Origin of the sequence: Pseudomonas sp. FP2338 (assembly GCF_030687515.1) — a bacterium.
GTDB classification, from domain to species: Bacteria; Pseudomonadota; Gammaproteobacteria; order Pseudomonadales; family Pseudomonadaceae; genus Aquipseudomonas; species Aquipseudomonas salomonii.
The window spans coordinates 5,843,308-5,866,389 of record NZ_CP117436.1 but is presented as its reverse complement, the minus strand read 5'-3'; the positions used below and the strand labels follow the sequence as shown (position 1 = coordinate 5,866,389).

Here is a 23,082-nt window from a genome sequence, read left to right as displayed (position 1 = left end):
TGGCAAGGAGGTGAGCGGGGCTGCGATGAATGTGATTGGGTGTAGGCACAAAAACTGACAGTTGTTCGCTGGCGAAAAGGGGTTATACGTCTCCATCATCTCATCACACAGGTCTGCTTGAAGGGTGAGAAGACTTTTTATAGGCGTGTCGTGTGTGTACAAAAAACGCGCTGCTGCTCGGTAGTGTGTAATATACACACTGAAGGGTGGGCGATGAGAAGCAGAGAGGTGATTGAGCTTTTGGTTGAGGATGGATGGTTTGAGGTGGCGGTAAAGGGAAGTCATCACCAGTTCAAACACCCTGAGAAGCGAGGTCGTGTGACCGTGCCTCACCCCAAGTCAGAGATTGCCAAGGGCACCCTGCACAGTATTTTCAAATCAGCAGGCCTCAACTGAAGCGCTTGACTGAGGAATTGGATGGGCTCGGTGGAGTTCGTTCAGAGGATGACCAATGAAATTCCCAGTGGTAGTACACAAAGACGTCGACTCGGACTACAGCGTGACCGTTCCGGACGTGCCAGGCTGCTTCTCGGCAGGCGCTTCGTTTTCCGAGGCGTTGGATAACGTCCGGGAAGCGCTGGCGCTACATCTCGAAGGGTTGGTCGCCGACGAAGAAAAGCTTCCTCAGGCCCAAGAGGTGGATGCTCATCTGGACAATCCGGATTACGCCGGTGGCGTATGGGCGATTGTCGACTTTGATCTGACTCCGTACTTGGGTAAGTCGGTGCGGTTCAACGCTTCTTTGCCGGAGCAGTTGTTGCACCGCATTGATGAGCGAGTGCAGAAGGATCATCGCTATGCATCGCGCTCAGGTTTTTTGGCGACGGCAGCGCTGCGTGAGTTGGCCGTGTGAGTCGAATGCCAGACACGAAAAAGCCGCGCAATGCGCGGCTTTCTTGTTTGGTGGGCCCAGTAGGACTCGAACCTACGACCAAGGGATTATGAGTCACCGAATGACACTCCGAGGCCTTATAAGTCTAGGCGAGGGTAGGCAAAGGTACAACAGGGCTAACCAACTGTTAACCCTGAGTTTTTGCTAGTTTTGCAAAAACGGTTACGACTGGGGACTGTACCGCCAATGTACTTCGAGGACGCCTCCGCTGCCGCGTTGGCTTTGTTCGCCGATTAGGAGTCCTTTGCTGATTAAGCTAATAACTTGAATCAAGCGGCGCATCTGAGGGAGACGATAGAGTTTCTTGTGCGGCTTCTGACCTCAAATTCGCTTTTTCGCTGTTTTGGACCAAAACGGTGGGCTGAGCCCCTTTTTAGTCCCCCAAACGCACCGCTAATGCCTCGTAGGTTCCCTTGAATGCCCCGAAGATACCCGTTAAGCACCCATTACTCATCCTCGTCCTGCTCTCCGAAAAAGCAACCATCCGTGTCTTGATGCCCATTAAGCACCGGTGATGTCCCCCCACTGCCCCGGCTTTTCCCTTCAGCACACCTCAAACGCACCTCTGATACATGGCTTAGCTAAAACGACGTTTTATTGCACAAAAAATGGCTCAAATGCAGCAATAAAACAGGTTCAAACGGATGACGTTAGAGTTTCTATGCGCGTTATGCAGAATGGATCAGCACTTCATGAAGCGCAATGCGATTTGCTAACTAGTGATTAAGCTAGAAAAAGCTTACTCAATGACCGCTTGTGACGAAATCGTAGAGGCCACCCTAATGTTGTCTTGGTTCATTGGGGCGGTATCTAGCGCTTTTTTGGCACGGTCGTGACTTGAAAGCTGGGAAGGGCGCGAATCGAGGTGTTGGCAATGAAAATTATCGGACGAGTCGAAGTCGAGACAGTCATTGATGTCAGATGCGATGTGTGCAACGCATCCACTCGCGTGGATACCGGCGGGCTGCAGTTCGGCTCCCTCCAGGCGAAATGGGGCTTCGGCGCTAATCACGACGGCGAACGCTACGAAATACATCTCTGTGAGGGGGGCTTTTTCCAAGCATTGGCATATCTTCGTCAAGAGCGGCGAATTCAGAATATGTTCGGTGCAGACGGCGGTTCTGATCCATCGGAGGATCTAGGTCTCGTAGCGAACGATGATTACTTTGGTGATTCTGGCGGATGAGGTCGAAATGAAAGGACGTCGAAAGGTCAGAACGGACAAGTGGCAGATTAAGGAGCAGGTCATCAAGGAGGCGAGGGCAATCCTTGCCGCCCGGACGATTACAAACGGACGCTTTTTAAATATTGCAGCCCAGAGCACGCTTGAGGAACCTGTCGGGTTGTTGGCAGGAAGCTGCGGGGCATAGGCGGGCTCGCCATCGGGTTCGTATAAGTGCATCGGAACCAAGTCCGAAGAAAGCTAGGCTACCTTGCCTTACGGTCCTATTCGAGGGAGAGGCACCCTAGATGGAGGTGAGTGCGTGAGAAGAATTCAGATCTGCCTCATAGCTCGGTTTCAACACCTCTCGACATCGCATAGGATACGCAAAACCAAGGGAGTGGCATTTTGCTCATTTTACATTTGTCGGATATTCACTTTCGGAAACAGGAAATTGGTACGAACCAAGATCCTAACTTTCATCTGCGACATGAGCTGGTCAAGGATGTTATTCAGCAATGTGAACGCCTAGGTCCTCCCGGGGCTATCGTCATCTCGGGTGATATTGCGTTCGCGGGCGATCCTGACGAATACACTTTTGCCTCAAACTGGCTTCGAGATCTATGTACTGCGTGCGGTTGCGAGATGTCCGCGGTTTTCGTGGTCCCTGGCAATCATGATGTGGTACGCGCCTCTGCTGATCACAACCTTGTTCAAATGGTGCACGATCGGATCAAAGCTTCAGCAAACCCTAGTGCGGAGATTGCTAAACAGCTAAGAGACCCTGAGGCTTGCGTGCTGTTGTACAGAAGCCTTGCAAACTACAATCAGTTTGCACTTCAGTTTTTTTGTGATCTTCTGCCACCTGAGCGGACTCGTATCTCACGAGACCTCAAGTTAAACGACGGCTCTATTTTGCGTCTTTGGGGCCTGAATACGTCGTTTGTATCTAGCAGCAGGGACCGAGAGGGTACTCTGTTCGTCGATCCGGCAACGCTTCAGATAACTCGAGATACAGGTACCGTTAACATGGTGGTGGCTCATCACCACCTGTCCTGGTTGGCTGAGGCGCGGGCTGTAGAGGATCATTTGAACGATGTAGCGCCTCTTCAACTGTTCGGCCACGTGCACACCAATCGTGTCGACCTCAACCGAGATTACGTGCGTTTGACAGCCAGTGCTGCGAACCCTGATCGTTATGAGCATGATTGGGAGCCTGGCTACAATTTGATTGAGGTATCAGTGGAGGGAACCGCGGACAGCCGTACCTTATCTATTCGTACGCATGTGAGAGTCTGGCAAAGAGCGCCCGGTGGATTTCAGGCAAAACGGGATAGGAGGCAATTGGATGTCTTTACACATACTATTGATCTTGATCCTTGGCGTCCGAGCCGTAACCTCGCATCTTTCGCAAGAACTTTGGCAGACCCTATGGTTGAGTCCTCGTCGATGCCCATTGAGGAGGGAGCTGCAATGGATGCCCTTCGAGATATAGGTTTACGTTTCTACCGACTTTCCTTTAGCAAAAAATCCGAAATCGCAGGGCGGCTCAACCTGCTTGAAGATGAAGACATGAGTTTGCCGGACCATGAGCGGTTCCGGCGCGTGTTTATACGTGCGCATGACCGGGGCATGCTTGCTGCGCTGGGTGATGCTGTGACCTCTGCAGAACAAGGACGAAAGAGCTGATTATGGCCAAACCAACATTTGCGGACCGATATGCCGAGGCAGGGCTTAACCCTACCTCTCAGACGATCATTGATCGTAGCGAATCCATGAAGCGAATTGTATCCACTGCAACGTCCACGAAAGCACGCGTCTGGGATTTGGCGGGGATCTACTTTGAGGTACCCGACGTAGAAAGTGAGTGGTTCCGTGACGAGCTAATCAAAGAGGATGCAAGTTTCAGCCTGGTAAACAATGGTAGAGAGGCTCGTATCCTTGCGGCGATCGCCCTTGAGGAGCTGATCGAGTCCGGGAAACCTCACGCTATTCTCTCAATACTCACCGGCTCATTAGCGGGTACGGTTCGCCCATCGCAGGGAGAGTGGCTGATCGGTGTAGCGCGGAGTGCACAAGCGCGATTTTCCGTAAGCAATCGATCTCTTGGAACGATCGAGACAACTGTCACTGCACCCGGTTTAACCAAGAGCGTGGGAGAGGAAGTCGAGCTTGTAGTAAATGGAGAGATGGATAAGCTCGCCATTACACTGGGGAAAATGAGGACAGAATCTCATTCCCTCACGAAATCTACGGCTGCCCAAGTCAGCACCGCTCTTACGGCGATGAATCGTCAGATGAGGCTCATGCGTGAGGAGTCGCAAATTTTGTGGTGGTTGTTCGGTGAGTACAGCCGCGATCTCGACCGACCGTTTGCAAATTTGGACATTCATCAGGCGGCGATCGCGGGAGCAATAGATCTTGCAACGCTCACCACTGTTTCGACTCTGGGTCCGATTGCTGCACCAACGATGCTGCAGCGAGTGCTTGCTTTGGCTAAAAAACCTAAGGGGCAAGTGTCCCGAGCGCTGTCAGCCACAATCGACAGTTTCTCCGGCGAAGATCTCAACAGTTTGAACATCAACACGGATGTTCCGGTGCAGCTTGTTCCTATTTCTACGGCTATCGATCTAGCCCGTACGCTTGGACCTGGCGCTTGGCATGCGCGGTTTAAACAACTCACTGGTTTAGACGCAGGCACCAGCTTCGAGCCGGTAGTCCTGGCCGAGCAGCTTTATCGTGAACATCTACTGGGGCAACTCTTGTGACGGTAGAAAGAGACGACGTCAATGAAATTGAAGGCGTCGACGAAGATGTCGATGTTTTCGAGCAACCGGTAGACGAAGATTCTCCGATCCTTGACTCGACTTGGGCTGTACTTCCGCTCACTACATTGCTTGAGGTAGAGGATGCGGACGAACTATTGCGCTGGCGCGCTGCATCGGTTGTCGCAGTCGTGGGAGAGCGGAATGGTGGAAAGACTACCTTGGTGGCGGAGATCTACGAACGGTTTCTCCAGGGGCCGTTCGCGGAAAAACTCTTCGCCAGCAGTTGGAGTCTAACTGGGTTTGAAATCAAAAGCTTTCAATCCCGAGCTGAGTCGGGAGCGACTTCACCCGATACGTTGAGGACTTCCGTTCGGGATGGTTTGCGTTTTTTTCACCTAGCCGTCGCTGATGTATCAAGTCCTCAGTCACGCCGTGACTTGCTGATTTCTGAGCGCGCGGGGGAAACCTATCGTGAGATTCGTGATAATCCCAAGCGTAGTTCAGAAATGATTGAGCTACGTCGCGCAGCGGCCATCGCATTTATCGTTGATGGTGAGCGTGTGCGCGATGACCTCAAGCGGGCAGAGGTGTTCGCGTCCGTAAGGAACATCATACGTGCCCTCCATGAAACGCGGACGATTAGCCCGATTTGTCGGGTTCAGGTCGTTACCACCAAATTTGATCTCCTCGATGATGACGAAGCCAATCGCGCAAGAGATGCGCTCACGGAATTCGAGCAACGGATAACCAATCTCTATTCGAGCTTTTACACAGTAGAAGTCTTTCGGACAGCGGCCCGTGATCCCAAGGGCGTAGTCGAGCCCGCCATGGGGGTTGCGCCTCTTTTTAGAAGCTGGCTGGAGCGTTCCCCGCTCTTAAAAGATGCAGATCTGGAAATACCGGTGTTAACAGATGAGTGCGACCGACTTCTACTGAGGAGGAATGAGCGATGATGAATGCACGCTTCGTGGTCATGGGCTTGCCCGAATCGGGTAAGACCACTTTTCTAGCAGCCCTTTGGCATCTTATTGAGTCGGATGAGGCAGAGTGCAGCTTGGTCCTAGATGGTTATGATGGCGATCTGACGTATTTAAATAAGATTGCGGAGGCGTGGCGTACCTTCCAAAAGGTCCCACGCACATCGCAAGTTGGAGACATGACAGTTTCGTTCAATCTGATGAACCGCTACACAGGCGTTCGGGGTACCGCCTTTTTTCCAGATCTCGCGGGAGAGGTTTTTGACCAGCAGGTTGTTGAACGTAGGTGCCGACCTGACTTTGTCGCCGAAGTATCGGAAGATGACGGGATTCTTTTTTTCATAAGCGCAAATGTGACAGAGGACACATTGTCCGTGGTGGAGCTAAACGCTCGCTTAGGTATGCCGCAGAACGAGGCGGGCGATGGTGACGCTCAGAGCAAGGACGCGAAGCAAGAGACCGATCTACGCTTGGAATGGCAGCCGCACATTCTTCCTAAACAAGTAAAGATCGTTCAGATTTTAAGCGATCTTCTGCGGCGTCCATTTGAACAGCGGACTCGACGCATCGCCATTCTAATTTCTGCCTGGGATCTCGCAACAAGCATGAATCTTACCCCCAGGTTGTGGTTAGCCAAGCACATGCCATTAGTTGACCAATTTCTTCGGACCAATGCTCAACTCTTTCAGCATGAGATATTCGGCGTTTCTGCCCAAGGCGTAAGCTTAGAAAACGCCGAGGCCATCATAGAGGTAGCGAAGTTACCTACGCCAAGCAATCGAGTGCAGATTGTAGGACCTAGCGACACAGGGCATGACATCACATCTCCATTGATTTGGCTCATGTCGGCTCATAAATGAAAGTTGACCAATGCGTGTTCGGTTACAACGATGGTCATAAGCTTCTGGCCACCTCTCTCGCTTTAGGCTCCGAGATCTCGGCATTGACTGAGCTCAGTGATATGGCCCCCGGCATAATATTCGGTGAATCAGGCGGCTATTGGACCGGTGTTCCTGCACCATCCATAGGACGATACGTCCTCATGCGAACATGGCCAGCCCCTGAAATGTCTAGACCCGGATGCGTCTGGACCCACGCTCTTCTGATCGATCCCAATGTGCTGGAGTTACTTGACGACTTAGCTGCCCTTAAAAAGTGTATGAGGCGCCCCTCAATCCCTGCTGATATTTCCGAGTATCGAGAGCCGTTGAAGATTGAGCCCTCGGGAGGTTCTGGTGTTGTTGATGGCACCATTGTGAAAAAGCTGCTGATAGCCCTTTATCAGAAGGACCGTGCTGTCGTTGATATCGATTTCGCCGGCGAGATTGATGATCCGCTTTTCGCCGTCTGGTCGCAGCAATGGCCGAGGCTTAGACGAAATCTCCGTTTTCAGACAGCCGCCACTCGTTCGCATCATTCTAGCCCTGGTGTACGTTTTGACCTTTCTACCCAAATAGGTGGGATACGCAGCTCTGATTTGAGTAGTTTCGTTTCGCCCCCTTGGATGTCTGCTGCAATGCTAGACGTGCAGCAAGGTGGGGGTTTGCGGGATTTTCTATGGCGGTACGGCAGTGACGTTAAACGCCAACGAAAATCTTTCAGACCGCTAGCTGAGCTGTATGTGATGGATCGCAACATCTCCATGTCTGATGGCTCTGTTGCCACGCAGATGGTGCTTAACTCATTTCCCACTCAGCAAGACGGTTTGCTGCTGAAACAGGATTTAGTGGACGGTGCCATTATTCCGCGAGCACAGGCGGCAACAATGAGAGCATTCTTTCACGACATGACGGGTTCCGGCTTGCCGCCACCGACACCCGCTGGTATTCAAAGGCTCACTGACCTTTGGGGGGGCCGAAGTGAAGAGCTTTTGGCCATCGCTGATGAGATTGCTGATGCAGCCGAGCCGATCGCACAGCTCGTATTTGGCGCATGTACCTATCGACTTGAGGCCTCTAAGTTTTGGTCGGACACGTCCGATTTACCGCGGCTGCGGGAGCGGATGCTTCGGGAAAATCCTGAGCTGTTGCTTGAGAAGGGCTCGTTGCAGCTTGACGAAGATAAGTTGGTTGAGCTACTTGCCTTGGTTCCTGAGCGCGCTTTGAAGCTGTCTAGTTTTATCTCTTTGTTAATTTCTAGAGATAATAAAAAACTTGCAGATTGTGTATTCGACGCTTTCCCAAGCGTCGCCGCTGAAGAGCTTCTTAAAGCGGAAAATACCAAGGAGTTGACGGTCGGCCAAGCTTGGCGGTCATCGATCTTTTCGCGCCCGAGGTTGTTGCTCACCTCTGAATACCTTGGGTCTATTTCTCGAACAAGCCTTCTCTACGATTATCTCGTAGCGTTCGATGGTTTCACGCCCGAGGTGCTTGCCGCTGGTGTTGGACCATGGTGGAAAGCTCTGGAAGGAGCGTCCAATGACCTCTGGGGCGAGCCCGAGGATACGCTCGAAACATTCATATTGATATTGGCGCTTCGCACCGGAAAGAATGAGGGGGAGAGAGCCGTGGAAGGTTTGTTCGATGCAATCCATGGAAAGGTCCTAAGGGACAGCTTGCATGGAAGGGCGGGAACCCTCCTTCTTGATTGCCTTCCACAGCTAGGCTGGCTTTCCAACTGGGATATCGGGCTTCGGCTTAGGCTGATGGTCACGTCTGCCTACATCCGAAACGATTGGTCACCTCAAAGCTTTGCCCGTCTAACGCATGATCATAAGGTACTGTCGATGCTGGCTGATGCCGCCAAAGATGTTAAGGGTGGAAAAAAGCTCTATAAGGCCATATCTGGCTGAACCAGCTCTGCCCGGGAGGTAGCGAGCTGGTGCCGTCGAAGAAGTGATCACCAGATCATGCCATACGATCCAACACCAATCACCAGAAGCCCAGCATTGGTAATGATTCATGAGGTAATGGCGTGGGGGAGTAATATTTCAGCCTCTGGACCCATCCTATGCTGGCGATAACACATACAACAACTTTGCAGGGGGATCAATCTCAAGAGCACGGATCATAAGCTCATTGATGATTGCTAAACGGGGAACCGATTGGTGTATAGATTTTGGTGATAAAATACGTTATCACCAATTATGAAAAGGACGATTCTATGGCCCCGAAAAAACCTCAACGCACCCCACGCCTCTCCACCGCTTTCGATAAAAGCTACACCTGCACCAATGAAGAGTGTGATTCAGATGCTTTGGTGCTCGGCACTGATATGGATAAGGATAGTTGGACCTGCTACGCCTGCGGCGACCCCGCGCTGATCGAGATGCAAGATAGATCTGGGAGAAACACAGACGTTCGCCGGTGTCAGGCAAAGGATATTGAAATAGGCCGGATGGTGTATCGCGACAATAACTTGGATACCGCCTATCGCGTGGTGGGCTCCAGGCAAGGCACTGGAAAAGAAAACGGAGACAAGTGGATGTTGGGACTCGCGGACCAAGGAAGCGCTTATTTCGTACCTGAACAGTATGTCAATCGAGTTCCATGAAAGAGACTACCGATCTGGAAGCTAGAACCACTGACGTGCAGCTGATCACAGCTGAACGCCGTTTGACCGCCGCCGAGTTCCACCAGCTGGCCGCTGTGCCAGCGGCGGTGGAATGGTTTGCCAATATCGACAACTCGCGAACCCGACGCGCCTATCAAAACGACCTAGAAGACTTCTGCGGCTTTGTCGGGCTCACCGGCGCCGATGAATTCCGCGCCGTCACCCGTGGCCATGTCCTCGCTTGGCGCGCCCAGTTGGAACTGTGAATCGCCCCGGGTTTCGTAGACACCTCTTTGCCTTAAACTGAGGCCAATTAGGAGGTGCCATGAGCAACCCGCGTTACCCCGAAGAATTCAAAATCCAAGCGGTCAATCAAGTGACCGAAAAGAAGCTGCCTGTCGCTGATGTAGCGGCTCGTCTCGGCGTGTCGACGCATAGCCTCTATGCCTGGATAAAGCGCTACAGCAAACCTCAACAAGAACGGCAGCAGGATGATGATCAGCACGCTGAACTGCGTCGTCTGCGAGCCGAACTCAAGCGGGTCACCGAAGAGCGAGACATCTTAAAAAAGGCCGCCGCGTACTTTGCCAAGGAGTGCGGTTGAAGTACGCCTTTATCAAGCAGCGAGCGGGCGACTATTCCATTCGACGGCTTTGCCTGACGCTGAAAGTCCATCCCAGCGCTTATTACGCCCGGCTGTCTGAGCCGCAATCTGTGCGCGCCAAAGACGACCAGCGACTGCTGGGTTTGATCAAGCATTCCTGGCTGGAGAGCGGCGGCGTTTATGGCTATCGCAAAGTCCATGACGATCTGCGCGAAGTCGGTGAGGATTGTGGTCGGCATCGTGTGGCGAGGCTGATGCGTCTTGAAGGTCTGCGCTCTCAGACAGGGTATCGACGCCGCCCTGGCAAATACGGCGGTAAGCCAGCCGTCGCCTCACCCAATTTACTGAAGCGCCAGTTTGATGTCGTAGAACCCAACAAAGTTTGGGTCACCGACATCACTTACATTCGTACGTATGAAGGCTGGCTGTATTTGGCAGTGGTGCTGGATCTGTTTTCTCGTCAGGTCGTTGGCTGGTCAATGAAGTCGCAGATGACCAGTGATTTGGCCATTGATGCTTTATTGATGGCGGTTTGGAGGCGAAAACCGAAACAGGGGGTGATGGTTCACTCCGACCAAGGCAGCCAGTACAGCAGCTCTGATTGGCGCAGTTTTTTGAAAGCGAACAATTTGGTTGCCAGTATGAGTCGCCGAGGCAACTGTCATGACAACGCCGTGGCCGAGAGCTTTTTCCAGCTTCTGAAACGGGAACGGATCAAGCGGAAAATCTACACCTCGCGGCAAGATGCTCGTAGTGATGTGTTTGATTACATCGAGATGTTCTACAACGCAAAACGCCGCCATAGTTTCAACAATCAGCTGTCACCGGTAGAGTTTGAAAAACGTTACACAATGAGCTTGCAAGGTGTCTAGAGAATCCGGGGCGATTCATCTGTCGGATTTGCAGATGGATGTGCTGCTGAGCCATCTGGCAACGCTGGAGGATGACACTCTGCTCATTTCTGAGGTTTGCCTTGCTACTGGAGCGAGGTGGGGCGAATCGGAGGGGCTGCAAGTGCGGCAGGTTCGCGACAGGCTTATTCACTTCTCCAGGACTAAGTCCAGCAAGAATCGGTCTGTTCCGATTGCTGACGACTTGTATAAGCGATTGCGTAAGGCACTTCCGTTTCGACCTGGGTACGAGTCATTTCGCCGTGCTGTGGATGTTGTTGGGCTTGAGTTGCCGGCAGGGCAGTTAACGCACGTATTGCGGCATACTTTTGCGACGCATTACATGATGAATGGTGGAGATATTCTCACGCTGCAAAAAGCGTTGGGGCACGCGACGTTAGCTATGACTCAGAAATATGCGCATTTTAGTCCTAGGCATATGGTTGAAGTCGTGAGGCTCAACCCATTAGCGAAATTGAACAGAGATGAATAAAGGGAGTCATGCATGAGCCTTGCTCAGTGGGAGTTAGACCTGTTTATAAGGGAGAAACTAGAAGTTCATTTTCGTAAAATTGATATTATTCAGAATACGGAAGTCAATCCGAAACGGTATAGTGGTCCGGGAACAGTGTCCGTAAAGGATGGAAGGCTAGAGTATATTCTTCACCATGCGTTGACTGATGAGGCGAATGATAGAACGTTGCAAACCGGCCTTTATGGTGAGGCAGGGCAAGTTATAACCGCCGAACAGTCGTTTAGATTTTCTGGGGTAGATGTACATGGGCGGAAGTGGGACGCTTTAGAGACAGATACTCATCGAGGAGTATTAGGTCGGAATGGGGCGGTTGTGATAGGTGAATTGCAGTGTCTACGCACCGAAAAAAAATCTGCACCTATAGAAGAAAACTACGTTAATTATCTTATTGCAGTCAATGGCTTTTTTCCTCGGCGGGGAGCGATGCCGGAGGGGCGCTTGGATTTTACCGTCCAAGATATAAACGTCTGCGCCAGTATCGATGAGTACGGATGTGAGCTATCAATCTCAGGTTTACATGTAGATGAAGTATCCAGTAGTGCAATACTAAAAGTACTTGAGATGGTTTCGGGTTGCCTGTTCCAAGTCAGGGCAGTTGAGTTTCATTATTCTGGAGCTTGCTGGATGGAATTGCGCTCTATAAATTCAGATCTTTCCAATAGACAGCTGCATCCACCAATAGAACTGTCAGCGCTTTGGCCTGGAAAAAGCTTAGAAGATTTTTTTTCAAACTTTTATGGTTTTTTTCTGATGGAAGGTGAAAAGCTTTATGATTATTGGTATCAGTTGAATAGGGCTTGGCAAGGAGGTTTTCAAGCAGCAAGTTTATCTATATGCATATTTATTGAGGGGGTGCTCAGAGAGTATTTTGGCCCGCAAGGGCAGGATGCTGAGTTTCATAAGTTGGCTGAAGATTCGTTATCTGAGGTTTCCAAGTTAAAGATTGATAGCCGTGTTATTGAGTTGCTCAAGGGGAGTATTCGCAATGCGGGGCAATTCAAGGCTAAGACTGCGTTGCACCTCTTGGAGAAAAATGGCGCGGTTTCCAAGGGGCTTCCAGGTAAATGGACGAGATTACGTAACGATTCTGCGCATGGGGTACGTGCGGGTGAGGGGTACACAGCCCAGCAGCGCCAGTTGGATTTGACTTTCAACAATCTGAAGCTTTTCTACGAAATTATTTTTCACCTAGGTGGCTATGAAGGCTCTCGCATTGATTACGGCACGCATGGATTCCCCAATAAATTAGGCACAACGGTGCAGAGAGTGAGTCCCTAAGAGAACGACGGTGGACACTTTTTGGACACTTTCGGATTATGAGGTTGAGAAAACGCATCAATAGTACAGTGCCAAAAACGACGAAAGCCGCGCATTGCGCGGCTTTCTTGTTTGGTGGGCCCAGTAGGACTCGAACCTACGACCAAGGGATTATGAGTCCCCTGCTCTAACCAACTGAGCTATAGGCCCTCAGTAGGACGCGGATTATAGCGACGGTTTCCGTGCTGTGCCATCCGAAAAGTCTGAAACCCGCATATGAAGAAACGTCTCGGCAAAAAGCTCTGGCGGCAGTGGCAGGCTGACGATGTAGCCTTGCATCTGTTCGCAGCCTTCGGCGGCGAGGAAGGCTTGTTGTGCGGGGTTTTCCACGCCTTCGGCGATGATGGTGAATTGCATGCTGTGGCCCAGGGCGATAATGGCGCGCACGATGGCGGCGTCGTGGGGGTCGTCGGGCAGGCCGCGCACGAAGGACTGGTCGATCTTGAGGAAATCCAGTGGCAGGCGCTTGAGGTAACTGAGGGAAGAATAGCCGGTGCCGAAGTCATCGATGGCCAGTTGCACGCCCAAGTGCTTGAGTTGGTGCAGCACTTCGAGGGCTTCTTCGGCCTGGCTCATGATGAAGTTTTCGGTGATCTCCAGTTGCAGGCAGCCGGGCTCCAGTTGGTAGTCGTGCAGCAGTTGTTCGATGCGCGCGAGCAGGTTGGGGTGACGCAGTTGTGCGCCGGCGAGGTTGACTGACAGGGGGCCGAAATCGTTGAAGGCGCGTTTCCAGGTGTGCATCTGACGGCACGCCTGTTCCAGTACCCAGTCGCCAATCTGCAGGATCGTGCCGTTCTCTTCGGCGATGGCGATGAAGTGTTCCGGCGGCACGTCGCCAAAGGTCGGGTGGTGCCAGCGAATCAATGCTTCGGCGCCGATCAGTTCCCGGGTGACCAGGCTGAGTTTTGGTTGGTAGTACAGAAACAGCTCTTCACGCTCGATGGCGCGACGCAGTTCGTGCTCGAGGGCCACCCGTTCGTTGGCCTGGGCGGTGAGGTCGCGGGTGTAGCTCTCGACACGGTTGCGGCCTTTGGCCTTGGAGCGGTACATCGCGGCATCGGCGTTTTTGACCAGGGTGGCGACGTCGGTACCGTCCTGTGGGTAAAGGCTGGTGCCAATGCTGGCGCTGATAAAGAACTCATGCTCGCCAGCCTGGAACGGCGGGGTAAAGCAGGCGAGCAGTTTATTGGCCAGGTGTTCGGCATCGCTGGCTTGTTGCAGGCCGGGCAGCAGGATGATGAATTCGTCGCCGCCCAGGCGTGCCACGGTGTCGATGTCGCGCAGTTGCTCCTTGAGGCGCACGGCGATGTCCTTGAGCAGCAGGTCGCCGACGGGGTGGCCGAGGCTGTCGTTGATATGCTTGAACCGGTCCAGGTCGAGGAACAGCACGGCGCCCTGGTTACCGGTTTCTTCCTGGCTAATGAGGGCGGCTTGCAGTCGGCTTTCAAACAGGGTGCGGTTGGGCAGGCCGGTCAGGGGATCGTGGTGTGCCTGGTAGTCGAGGCGAGCCTGGGCGTGCTTGAGGCTGGAGATATCGGCAAACACGGCAACAAAGTGCGTGATCAACTGGTCGCGGTTGCGCACGGCGCTGATGGTCAGCCAACTGGGGTACAGCTCGCCGTTTTTGCGACGGTTGGAAATCTCGCCCTGCCAGTGGCCGTGGGCCGTCAATTGATGCCACATCGCCGCATAGAACGCGCTGTCATGCAGGCCGGAGGCGAGCAGGCGCGGGGTGCTGCCAAGGGCTTCGGCTTCGCTGTAGCCGGTGATCTCGCTGAAAGCGCGGTTGACGGCGCTGATGTTCTGCCGGGTGTCGGTGATCAATACCCCTTCGGCCGTACTCTCGAATACGGTGGCGGCCTGTTGCAGTTTTTCCTGCATCACTTGGCGTTCGGTGATGTCGCGGGCGATGGTCAGCATGCAGTCTTCTTCGCCGATGGGCAGCGGGCGGCTGGACACTTCGCACAGACGAATCAAGCCGTCGGCGCGGCGGATACGGCAGACGAAGTCACGCACAAAACCGTCGCGTTGCATCAATTCCAGCATGTGTTTGCGTTCGTTGAGGTCAACCCAGATGCCCAGGTCCAGGGTCGACTGGTCGAGCGAGTTCGCACTGGTAAAGCCCGTCAGGCGGGTGAAGCCTTCGTTCACTTCAATCAAAAGCCCATCGCGTTGGCGGCTGAGCAGTAAACCGTCGGGTGAGGCGTGGAAGGCCTTGGCGAATTTCTCTTCGGAGGTTTGCAGCAGTTGCTGAGTTTCCTTGAGTTGGGTGATGTCACGCACCACCACCACCAAGGCTTCTGTGGTGTTGAGTTGGAACGGCTCGGCGGAGAGCAGTCCGGTAAACGCCTGGCCATTACTGCGCAGAAACGGCATCTCCAGGTTGCGGATGCTGGTGGTCTGCACACGTCGCAACAGGTCAGGGCCGACGCCTTGAACACCCAGGATATTCAGCTCGGTCGCGGTTTTACCCACGACTTGTTCGGCGCTTAGCCCAATCTGGTCCTCGAATGCCTTGTTCACCTCCAGCAGGCAGCCATCAGAGAGGCGGGCGATGACCAGGATGTCCGGACATTGCTGAAACACCGAGGCAAACTTCTCTTCGGAAAGCTGCAGCGCCTCTTCAGTGCGTTTGGCTTCGCTGATATCGATCATCAAACCGCGCAACACCGGCTCATGGCCGTGCTCGATCAGGCTGACGATGTCACGCACCCACAAGCAGCGGCCGTCGGCTGTAATCACTCGATAATCGAGGCTGTGATCGCGGTTGGCGCGGGTTTCCTGGTAGCAGAATGCCTCGGCACGCGTCAGGTCGGCGGGGTGGATGATGTTGCGCCAGAAACCTGGAATCAGCCAATGGGCGCGGGGGTAGCCCAGCAGGTCTTCGGCGTGGGGCGACACGTAGCTGTAGGTGAAGTCGGTGATGCTGGCTTCCCAGGCAATCGCGGAGAGGCTCTCTACCAGGCCGCGATAGTGGTATTCGCTGCTGCGCAATTCTTGCTCAAGGGCTACCCGCCGGGCAATTTCCGAGCTGAGCCGGTGGTTGATGCGTATCACGATGGCCAACACGGTGCTCAACAGCAGCACAGCCGGCAGGCCGTACATCAGCAAATCAGCCCAGAAGGTGCGGTGATCGGTGAAGCTGCCGACCCAGTGTTGCTGGATCGCATCGGTTTCGTCGGAGCTGAGGTCGGCGAGGACTTTGTCCAGGATGCCCGCCAGTATTTTTTGGTCGCGCGGCACGCCCATCGCCAATTGATAGCGGTAGGGCGTTTCGCCGCTGACGTACAAACCATCCAGCTTGAGCTGGCGCAGGCTCCAGACGCTGGAAGCGAGGTCGCCGACAACCGCATCCACTTCATCGGTGGCCAGGGCTTGCAGCGTCGAGCTGACGTTCGGCATGGCCGCCAGGTTGAGGTCGGGGTGGTGAGTGCGCAGTAATTCGTGCGGTGCGTAGTTTTCCACCACGGCGATCTTCAGGCCGTACAGGTCTTTGAGGTTGCGCGGTTTTGCGCCGCCCTCATGGGCAAGGATGACGATCGGGAAGTCCAGGTACGGGCGCGTAAAGGCCACGTAACTCTGGCGCTCGGGCGTCGACATGATGCCGGGCAGTAGATCGAGCTGGTTGTTTTTCGCCTGTTCGAGCACAGCGGTCCAGTTTGCCGGTTCGATCAGCTTGATCCTGACGCCCAGGCGGTCCTGGATCAGGCGTACATAGTCGGCAGCGAGGCCTTGATAACGGCCATTTTCATCACGGTATTCGAAGGGCGGCCAAGAAGCGTCCACCCCCAGGCGCAGCTCCTGATGGTCCGCCAGCCAGCCACGCTCATCATCAGTAAGAGTCAACGCGCCAGCCGTTGCGGTCCAGGCGAGCAGCGACAGCAGTATCACGGTCGGCAGTCTGGGCATAACGGTCTCGTTATGGCACGGGGAATCTGTCGAGTGTAGACGGGCATTTAGGGGGAGGGGTGCTGCGCGGGAAGTTAATCTGTAGAAATTAATCTATAGAAAACAAAACCCCCGGCCTGGGCCGGGGGTTCTGGTATCACTCGTCGAGGAAGGAGCGTAGATGCTCGCTTCGCGTCGGGTGGCGCAACTTGCGCAGCGCCTTGGCTTCGATCTGACGGATCCGCTCGCGGGTCACGTCAAACTGCTTACCGACTTCCTCAAGGGTGTGGTCGGTATTCATGTCGATGCCGAAACGCATGCGCAGTACCTTGGCTTCACGGGCAGTGAGGCCGGACAGTACGTCGCGAGTCGCTTCTTTAAGGCTCTCAACAGTGGCGACATCGATTGGCGACTGCATGGTCGAGTCTTCGATGAAGTCACCCAGATGGGAGTCTTCGTCATCACCAATCGGCGTTTCCATGGAGATCGGCTCTTTAGCGATCTTCAATACCTTGCGGATTTTATCCTCAGGCATTTCCATGCGTTCGCCCAGCTCTTCCGGGGTCGGTTCGCGACCCATTTCCTGCAACATCTGCCGGGAAATACGGTTGAGCTTGTTGATCGTCTCGATCATGTGCACCGGAATACGGATGGTGCGAGCCTGGTCGGCGATCGAGCGAGTGATCGCCTGACGGATCCACCAGGTGGCATAAGTCGAGAACTTGTAGCCGCGACGGTATTCGAACTTGTCCACCGCCTTCATCAAGCCGATGTTGCCTTCCTGGATCAGATCGAGGAATTGCAGGCCACGGTTGGTGTACTTCTTGGCGATCGAGATCACCAGACGCAAGTTCGCTTCAACCATCTCTTTCTTCGCGCGGCGGGCCTTGGCCTCACCGATCGACATGCGACGGTTGATGTCTTTGATTTCAGCAATCGTCAGACCGGTTTCGGTCTCAAGCGCGGTCAGCTTCTGCTGGCAACGGATGATGTCCGGCTGCAGGCGACCAATGGCTTCGGCGTATTTCGCCTTGCCTTTGGCCAGTGCGTCGGTCCAGCTTTCGTCGACTTCGTTGCCCGGGAACTGGCGCAGGAAGTCAGCACGCGGCATGCGTGCATCACGTACACACAGCTGCATGATTGCGCGCTCTTGCGCACGCAGACGTTCAAGGGCACTGCGAACACGCTCAACCAGGCCTTCGAATTGCTTCGGTACCAGCTTGATCGGCATGAACAGCTCAGCCAGGGCCACCAGCTCGGCAATCGCCAGCTTGTTGGAGCGACCGTGCTTTTTCAGGGCCTTGCGGGTGATTTCCATTTGATCGGAAACCGCACCGAAACGCTGGGCTGCGATGATCGGGTCCGGGCCGCTTTCAACTTCATCTTCGTCGTCGCTGCTGGCTTCAGCATCGTCGTCTTCGGTGTCGTCGTCGGCTTTTGCGGCTTTCGCATCGACAGGCGGCGGCACTTCGGCGGCAGGCGGCGCAATGCCGTCGTCCGGGTCGATGTAACCGCTCAGAACGTCAGACAGGCGGCCACCTTCGGTGGTGACGCGAGTGTACTCGGAGAGAATGTGGTCAACCGTGCCAGGGAAGTGCGCGATTGCGCCCATCACTTCACGGATACCCTCTTCAATACGTTTGGCGATTTCGATTTCGCCTTCACGTGTCAGCAGCTCGACGGTACCCATTTCACGCATATACATGCGCACAGGGTCAGTCGTGCGACCGATGTCGGTCTCCACCGCTGCCAGCGCGGCCGCCGCTTCTTCAGCAGCTGCCTCGTCGGTATCGGAGTCGGCCAACATAAGGGCGTCCGCATCCGGAGCACTCTCGTGTACGGGGATCCCCATGTCATTAATCATGCGGATGATGTCTTCCACCTGCTCTGGATCTGAAATATCCTCAGGCAGGTGATCGTTGACCTCTGCGTAAGTCAGATACTTCTGCTCACGACCAAGGGTGATCAACTCTTTGATACGAGACTGTTGTTGCGCTTTTCCGGACATAACACCCTATCCACTGAAGGTCTTGGCGGGCAAAAAACAAGCCGAGGATTATACCCGAGCTATGACCTCACACGCCAGCTGAGGTCGGGTTAGATGTACAAACATTCTGTTTTAAGAGGTCGCGCATCTGTTTTGCTATCTGAATTTGCTCTTCAGCCGATAAACCCGGCTGCCTTGCACGCTTGATCAGCTCATCCAGGGTCTGCGTGTGCTGACCTGCGGATAACCTAGTAATGGTGTCTAAAAACTGTTGTTCAAGGTTGTCGCCGTCAATTAGCCACTCCTTTTCCGCCAGTGCTTTAAGCAAGCGTCCTTGTTCGGTGCCATGCCAACGAGCCATCAATTGAATTGAGTTTAGCTTAGGATTTTTCTGTACCGCCTCGATCAAGGCGATCAGTACCTGAGCATACGTATTGCTCTCGTTGGCAAAGTGATCGGCGCTCTCAACTTTTTTTGCCAATTGCGGGTGGTGAATAAGTGTTCTCAGCGCAATGAGCGTTGGAGCTTCGACGGCGACAGGCGTTCGCGGCGCGTATGCCTCGTCGCGGTCACCGCGCTTGCCGTTCTTGTTCCAGGGTTTCTTGTCCCATTTTTTACCGCCGGCGCCGGGTTTCTTCGGTGTCCACTCCTGCTGGGGCGCGTAGGCCTCCTGCGGTTGGTGGAAGTCGGAATAGTCCGGCATGGCGTCGTAATCCATGCCTGGGTCGTAGGCCGGTGGCGCTTCCTGCGGCGCGCTGTGCACCAGCTGGCTGACGGCCTCGCCACTCAGGCCGGTGATTTCCAGCAGGCGCATGCGCATCAGTGACTTCAGGTTGGCGCCCGGCACTTTGTCGATCAGCGGCGCTGCGAGGGTGGCCATGTGGGCCTTGCCTTCGAGGGAGCGCGGGTCGGCTTCTTCGGTCAACTGTTGGAAGAAATAGTCCGCCAGCGGCTGCGCGTGTTGATTGATGCGGGCGCGGAAGGCGTCGGTGCCTTCGGAGCGCACCAGGGTGTCCGGGTCTTCGCCTTCGGGCAGAAACAGAAAGCGCGCGCGGCGCCCGTCCTGCAGGCTCGACAACGTAGCTTCGAGCGCACGCCAGGCGGCGTTACGGCCGGCCTGGTCGCCGTCGAAACAGAACAGCACGCTGGGCACCACGCGAAACAGGCGCTTCATGTGTTCTTCGCTGGTGGCGGTGCCCAGGGTGGCGACGGCATTGCGCAGGCCTTGCTGGGCCAGCGCGATCACGTCCATATAGCCTTCCACCACGATGATTTCATCGAGGTTGCGATTGTTTTTGCGCGCTTCAAACAGGCCGTAGAGTTCCTGGCCCTTGTGAAATACCGGGGTTTCCGGGGAGTTCAGGTATTTAGGCTTGTCATCCCCGAGTACCCGTCCACCAAAAGCGATGATGCGGCCACGGCTGTCGCGGATCGGAAACATCACGCGATCGCGGAAGCGGTCATAGCGCTTGCCGGTCTCGGCGTTTTCCACCAGCAGGCCGGCATCGATCATGGCCTTTTGCTGCAGCGTATCGCTGCTCAGATGCTTGTACAGGTTGTCCCAGCCCGGCGGGGCGAAACCCAGGCCAAAATCCCGCGCGATCTCGCCGGTAAGGCCGCGGCCCTTGAGGTACTCGACGGCGGCCTTACGCTGCGGATGGCTTTTAAGCGCCTGGCGATAGAAGTCGGCAGCGGCGGTCAGCAGCGGGTACAGCGGCGAATCAGTGGGTTGTCGCGGTTTGTGCGCGCGGCCACTTTCTTCGCGGGGGATTTCCATGCCGGCGGCTTTGGCCAGTTCCTCGACAGCCTGGGGGAAGTCCAGGTTGTCGTGGTCCATGATAAAGCCGAGGGCATTGCCGCCTGCGCCGCAACCGAAGCAGTAGTAGAACTGCTTGTCTGGGCTGACGCTGAATGACGGGGTTTTTTCTTTGTGGAACGGGCAGCAGGCAGTGTAGTTCTTGCCGGCCTTCTTCATTTGCACGCGCGAGCTGACAACATCGACGATGTCGGTGCGGTTAAGAAGGTCGTCAATAAAACTCTGGGGAATCAGCCCGGCCATGGCGTTCTCGTCATCACTGCGTGTAAATGAGGGCCCGTGAAGCGTTCAAGCGCACGTATCGAGTGCTTGAACATCTGTCGTCTGCATGGGGAGTGTATCTGCCGAGCATTCACTGACGTTAGCTTCTATCAGTCTTCGGCTTGGAAATGTTGCCCTGGCGTCCGGTGTTGGCCAGTAGTGGCCTCGGAAACGCCTTGATGGGCACAGCCGACACAGTTGATCGTCTGTTTGTAAAATTAAGTGTGCTCGTCAGTAGCCTTGTTAGGCTCGTCAGAAGAGACGCGCACCGCTGGCAGAAGAGCCAGTCCTGACGTGTGAAGCAGTGTCTCGGTCGCATGTGCGGCGTCGACGTTGAAGCATCAAGCGATATCCGCAAATGCCAACAGCCCGGCTGAGGGCCGGGCTTGGCAGAAGCTTGCTACGTAAGTCTGTGTATTAGTACAGACGAACGGCGCGGCGCTGTTCGCGCTGAACTTTCTTGGCGTGACGCTTAACAGCGGCTGCTGCTTTACGCTTACGCTCAGAAGTTGGCTTCTCATAAAATTCGCGGCTACGAACTTCAGCCAGAACACCGGCTTTTTCGCAGGAGCGCTTGAAACGACGCAGAGCTACGTCGAAGGGTTCGTTCTCTTTTACTTTGACGGCTGGCATCCAGAGCTACCTTCTTTCATTACCGGGAATCAACGTTCTCGTCGCAAAAAATTCGCGGCTGAGGTCGTCGGTTTTTAAGGGTTGCGGATGTTAACCCCTCATTGACCGGAATGCAAAGCCTCTGATCGAAAACCGCTAGTCGGGAGGGGGAGTGGCGACTATTATGCGCGCCTTCGAATTCAGCCTCTACAAGGCGCAAACCCATGCTAGTACTGGGACTTGAAACCTCCTGCGACGAAACCGGTGTCGCACTTTACGACAGTGAACGCGGGCTTTTGGCCGATGCACTGTTCAGTCAGATCGACTTGCACCGCGCCTATGGCGGTGTGGTGCCGGAGCTGGCCAGCCGCGATCACGTCAAGCGCATGCTGCCCTTGATTCGCCAGGTGTTGGACGAGGCCGGCTGCGTGCCGACCGAGATCGACGCAATTGCCTACACCGCAGGCCCCGGATTGGTTGGAGCCCTTCTGGTTGGGGCCTCTTGCGCCCAGGCGCTGGCCTTTGCCTGGGGCATTCCAGCCCTCGGTGTGCACCATATGGAAGGCCATTTACTGGCACCGATGCTGGAAAAAACACCGCCGCAGTTCCCGTTCGTCGCTTTGTTGGTTTCCGGTGGCCATACGCAGTTGGTTCAAGTGGATGGAATCGGCCAATACACGCTTTTGGGGGAGTCGCTGGATGACGCCGCCGGCGAAGCTTTCGACAAAACCGCGAAGATGATGGGCCTCAATTATCCCGGTGGCCCGGAAATCGCGCGGCTGGCCGAAAAAGGCGTGCCGGGCCGCTACACCTTCCCGCGCCCGATGTGCGACCGCCCAGGCCTGATGTTCAGCTTCAGTGGCTTGAAAACCTCCGCGCTGAACACCTGGCAGCAAAGCGTCAGCGCCGGGGACGACAGTGAACAAGCCCGTTGCGACATCGCGCTGGCGTTCCAGCAGGCCGTGGTGGAGACTTTGACCATCAAGTGCAAGCGCGCCCTGAAACAGGCAGGCATGCAGCGCCTGGTGATCGCAGGCGGTGTCAGTGCCAACAAGGCGTTGCGCGCCTCGCTGGAAAAAATGCTCGGCGACATGAAGGGCGATGTGTTCTATGCGCGCCCTGAGTTCTGCACCGACAATGGCGCGATGATTGCCTACGCCGGTTGCCAGCGCCTGCAGGCCGGGCAGCACGAAAGCCTGGCGATCAGCGTGCAGGCACGCTGGCCGATGGAGCAGCTTTCACCGCTTTAGGCGGTTTGATCTGAGCCGGGCTCATCAACGGTATTTAAAAATGCCGTTCGCGCCCGGCAAACAGGTCGCGTAAATTGCCGCGGTGGCGCCACACGATCAGCAGTGTCAGTACGCTCATCGGCAGCAACGCCGCCTGTGCCTGCCAGGCCAGCAACGGCAGGGTGAGTGGTGTGGCGATCAGGGCGGCCAGCGAGCTGGTGCGGGTCAGGTAGAAGGTCAGCAGCCAGGCCAGCACGGCCAGCAGCGCTGCCGGAGGGTAAACCCCCAGCAGCATACCGGCCGCGGTCGCGACGCCTTTGCCGCCGCGAAAACGGAAGTACAGCGGAAACAGATGGCCCAGGACGGCGCACACGCCCACCCAGGCCTGCTGTTGCAAGGTAAGACCGGCGAAGCTGGCGATCAGTACGGGCAACAAACCCTTGCAGAGGTCGCCCAGCAGCGTCAGTACGGCGAGTTTCTTGCCCGCCAGGCGCAACATATTGGTGGCGCCGGCATTGCCTGAGCCACTCATTCGCGGGTCGGGATTTCCCGTCAGGCGGCTGAGCAAAATGGCGAAGGACAGCGAGCCGAGCAGGTAGGCGAGAATCGCCAGTAACCAAAACATGCTAACTATTCCGGGCGAGGACGCCCT

At 55.0% G+C, this 23,082-nt stretch carries 18 protein-coding genes, 1 tRNA gene and 1 pseudogene; 14 read left to right on the top strand and 6 right to left on the bottom strand.

The window, feature by feature from the left end; all coding sequences use genetic code 11:
- The first annotated feature begins 213 nt into the window (after positions 1-213).
- The 13 genes and pseudogenes from PSH96_RS26645 to PSH96_RS26585 all read left to right on the top strand — a co-directional run bounded on the left by PSH96_RS26645 (position 214) and on the right by PSH96_RS26585 (position 12,598).
- Positions 214-396 carry a type II toxin-antitoxin system HicA family toxin gene (locus PSH96_RS26645; protein WP_219269550.1) on the top strand — a complete coding sequence of 61 codons (183 nt, stop codon included), beginning with the start codon at positions 214-216 and terminating at the stop codon, positions 394-396.
- 55 nt (positions 397-451) lie between these two features.
- Entirely contained in the window at positions 452-853 is a 402-nt protein-coding gene (locus PSH96_RS26640; RefSeq protein ID WP_305456157.1) for a type II toxin-antitoxin system HicB family antitoxin, read from the top strand.
- Positions 854-1,766: 913 nt separating this feature from the next.
- Positions 1,767-2,078 carry a hypothetical protein gene (locus tag PSH96_RS26635; protein ID WP_305456155.1) on the top strand — a complete coding sequence of 104 codons (312 nt, stop codon included), beginning with the start codon at positions 1,767-1,769 and terminating at the stop codon, positions 2,076-2,078.
- A 384-nt stretch (positions 2,079-2,462) separates the two neighbouring features.
- Complete coding sequence (locus PSH96_RS26630; RefSeq protein WP_305456153.1) at positions 2,463-3,743, top strand: metallophosphoesterase; 1,281 nt, start codon at positions 2,463-2,465, stop codon at positions 3,741-3,743.
- Positions 3,744-3,745: 2 nt separating this feature from the next.
- Positions 3,746-4,822, top strand: coding sequence for a GTPase-associated system all-helical protein GASH (locus tag PSH96_RS26625; protein ID WP_305456151.1), 1,077 nt, complete (start codon positions 3,746-3,748; stop codon positions 4,820-4,822).
- Entirely contained in the window at positions 4,819-5,775 is a 957-nt protein-coding gene (locus PSH96_RS26620) for a hypothetical protein (protein ID WP_305456150.1), read from the top strand. Before PSH96_RS26625 ends, PSH96_RS26620 begins: the two co-directional genes overlap by 4 nt.
- On the top strand, positions 5,772-6,659 hold the full coding sequence (locus PSH96_RS26615) for a hypothetical protein (RefSeq protein WP_305456147.1): 888 nt from the start codon (positions 5,772-5,774) through the stop codon (positions 6,657-6,659). Before PSH96_RS26620 ends, PSH96_RS26615 begins: the two co-directional genes overlap by 4 nt.
- Positions 6,656-8,590: a hypothetical protein gene (locus PSH96_RS26610; RefSeq protein WP_305456145.1), complete on the top strand. Its 1,935-nt coding sequence runs from the start codon at positions 6,656-6,658 to the stop codon at positions 8,588-8,590. Before PSH96_RS26615 ends, PSH96_RS26610 begins: the two co-directional genes overlap by 4 nt.
- A gap of 311 nt (positions 8,591-8,901) precedes the next feature.
- Entirely contained in the window at positions 8,902-9,291 is a 390-nt protein-coding gene (locus PSH96_RS26605) for a hypothetical protein (RefSeq protein WP_305456144.1), read from the top strand.
- Positions 9,288-9,551: pseudogene (locus tag PSH96_RS26600) on the top strand (hypothetical protein); the annotation flags it as partial. The gene PSH96_RS26605 and the pseudogene PSH96_RS26600, both read left to right, overlap by 4 nt.
- Positions 9,552-9,616: 65 nt before the next feature.
- Positions 9,617-10,767, top strand: a protein-coding gene (locus tag PSH96_RS26595) for an IS3 family transposase (RefSeq protein WP_305456143.1) whose coding sequence is annotated in 2 segments (ribosomal slippage) — positions 9,617-9,851 and positions 9,851-10,767 — 1,152 coding nt in all. Because the reading frame shifts where the segments join, the coding sequence is not laid out codon by codon here.
- Positions 10,760-11,278 (top strand): tyrosine-type recombinase/integrase, encoded by a 519-nt coding sequence (locus tag PSH96_RS26590; RefSeq protein WP_305456142.1) that lies wholly within the window; start codon positions 10,760-10,762, stop codon positions 11,276-11,278. Before PSH96_RS26595 ends, PSH96_RS26590 begins: the two co-directional genes overlap by 8 nt.
- A 12-nt stretch (positions 11,279-11,290) precedes the next feature.
- Positions 11,291-12,598, top strand: a complete 1,308-nt coding sequence (locus tag PSH96_RS26585; RefSeq protein ID WP_305456140.1) for a hypothetical protein — start codon at positions 11,291-11,293, stop codon at positions 12,596-12,598.
- Positions 12,599-12,710: 112 nt separating this feature from the next.
- On the opposite strand, the gene PSH96_RS26580 is transcribed toward PSH96_RS26585, so the two are convergent.
- From PSH96_RS26580 to rpsU, 5 genes are all read right to left on the bottom strand, one after another.
- Positions 12,711-12,787: transfer RNA gene (locus PSH96_RS26580), tRNA-Ile, on the bottom strand.
- 15 nt (positions 12,788-12,802) lie between these two features.
- Complete coding sequence (locus PSH96_RS26575; protein ID WP_305456138.1) at positions 12,803-16,546, bottom strand: EAL domain-containing protein; 3,744 nt, start codon at positions 16,544-16,546, stop codon at positions 12,803-12,805.
- Between the two features lie 136 nt (positions 16,547-16,682).
- The gene (rpoD, locus tag PSH96_RS26570; protein ID WP_017138049.1) at positions 16,683-18,533 is read right to left on the bottom strand and encodes an RNA polymerase sigma factor RpoD; all 1,851 of its coding nucleotides are present in this window, start codon (positions 18,531-18,533) and stop codon (positions 16,683-16,685) included.
- Between the two features lie 67 nt (positions 18,534-18,600).
- Positions 18,601-20,571: a DNA primase gene (gene dnaG, locus PSH96_RS26565; RefSeq protein WP_069786299.1), complete on the bottom strand. Its 1,971-nt coding sequence runs from the start codon at positions 20,569-20,571 to the stop codon at positions 18,601-18,603.
- Positions 20,572-21,006: 435 nt separating this feature from the next.
- The gene (rpsU, locus tag PSH96_RS26560) at positions 21,007-21,222 is read right to left on the bottom strand and encodes a 30S ribosomal protein S21 (protein ID WP_002551877.1); all 216 of its coding nucleotides are present in this window, start codon (positions 21,220-21,222) and stop codon (positions 21,007-21,009) included.
- 203 nt (positions 21,223-21,425) lie between these two features.
- Here rpsU and tsaD point away from each other — a divergent pair, with 203 nt between their 5' ends.
- Positions 21,426-22,451, top strand: coding sequence for a tRNA (adenosine(37)-N6)-threonylcarbamoyltransferase complex transferase subunit TsaD (tsaD, locus tag PSH96_RS26555; RefSeq protein ID WP_056857844.1), 1,026 nt, complete (start codon positions 21,426-21,428; stop codon positions 22,449-22,451).
- A 34-nt stretch (positions 22,452-22,485) separates the two neighbouring features.
- Here the strand turns inward: tsaD and plsY are convergent, their stop codons facing one another.
- Positions 22,486-23,055 carry a glycerol-3-phosphate 1-O-acyltransferase PlsY gene (gene plsY, locus PSH96_RS26550; RefSeq protein ID WP_305456133.1) on the bottom strand — a complete coding sequence of 190 codons (570 nt, stop codon included), beginning with the start codon at positions 23,053-23,055 and terminating at the stop codon, positions 22,486-22,488.
- Positions 23,056-23,082 lie beyond the last annotated feature (27 nt).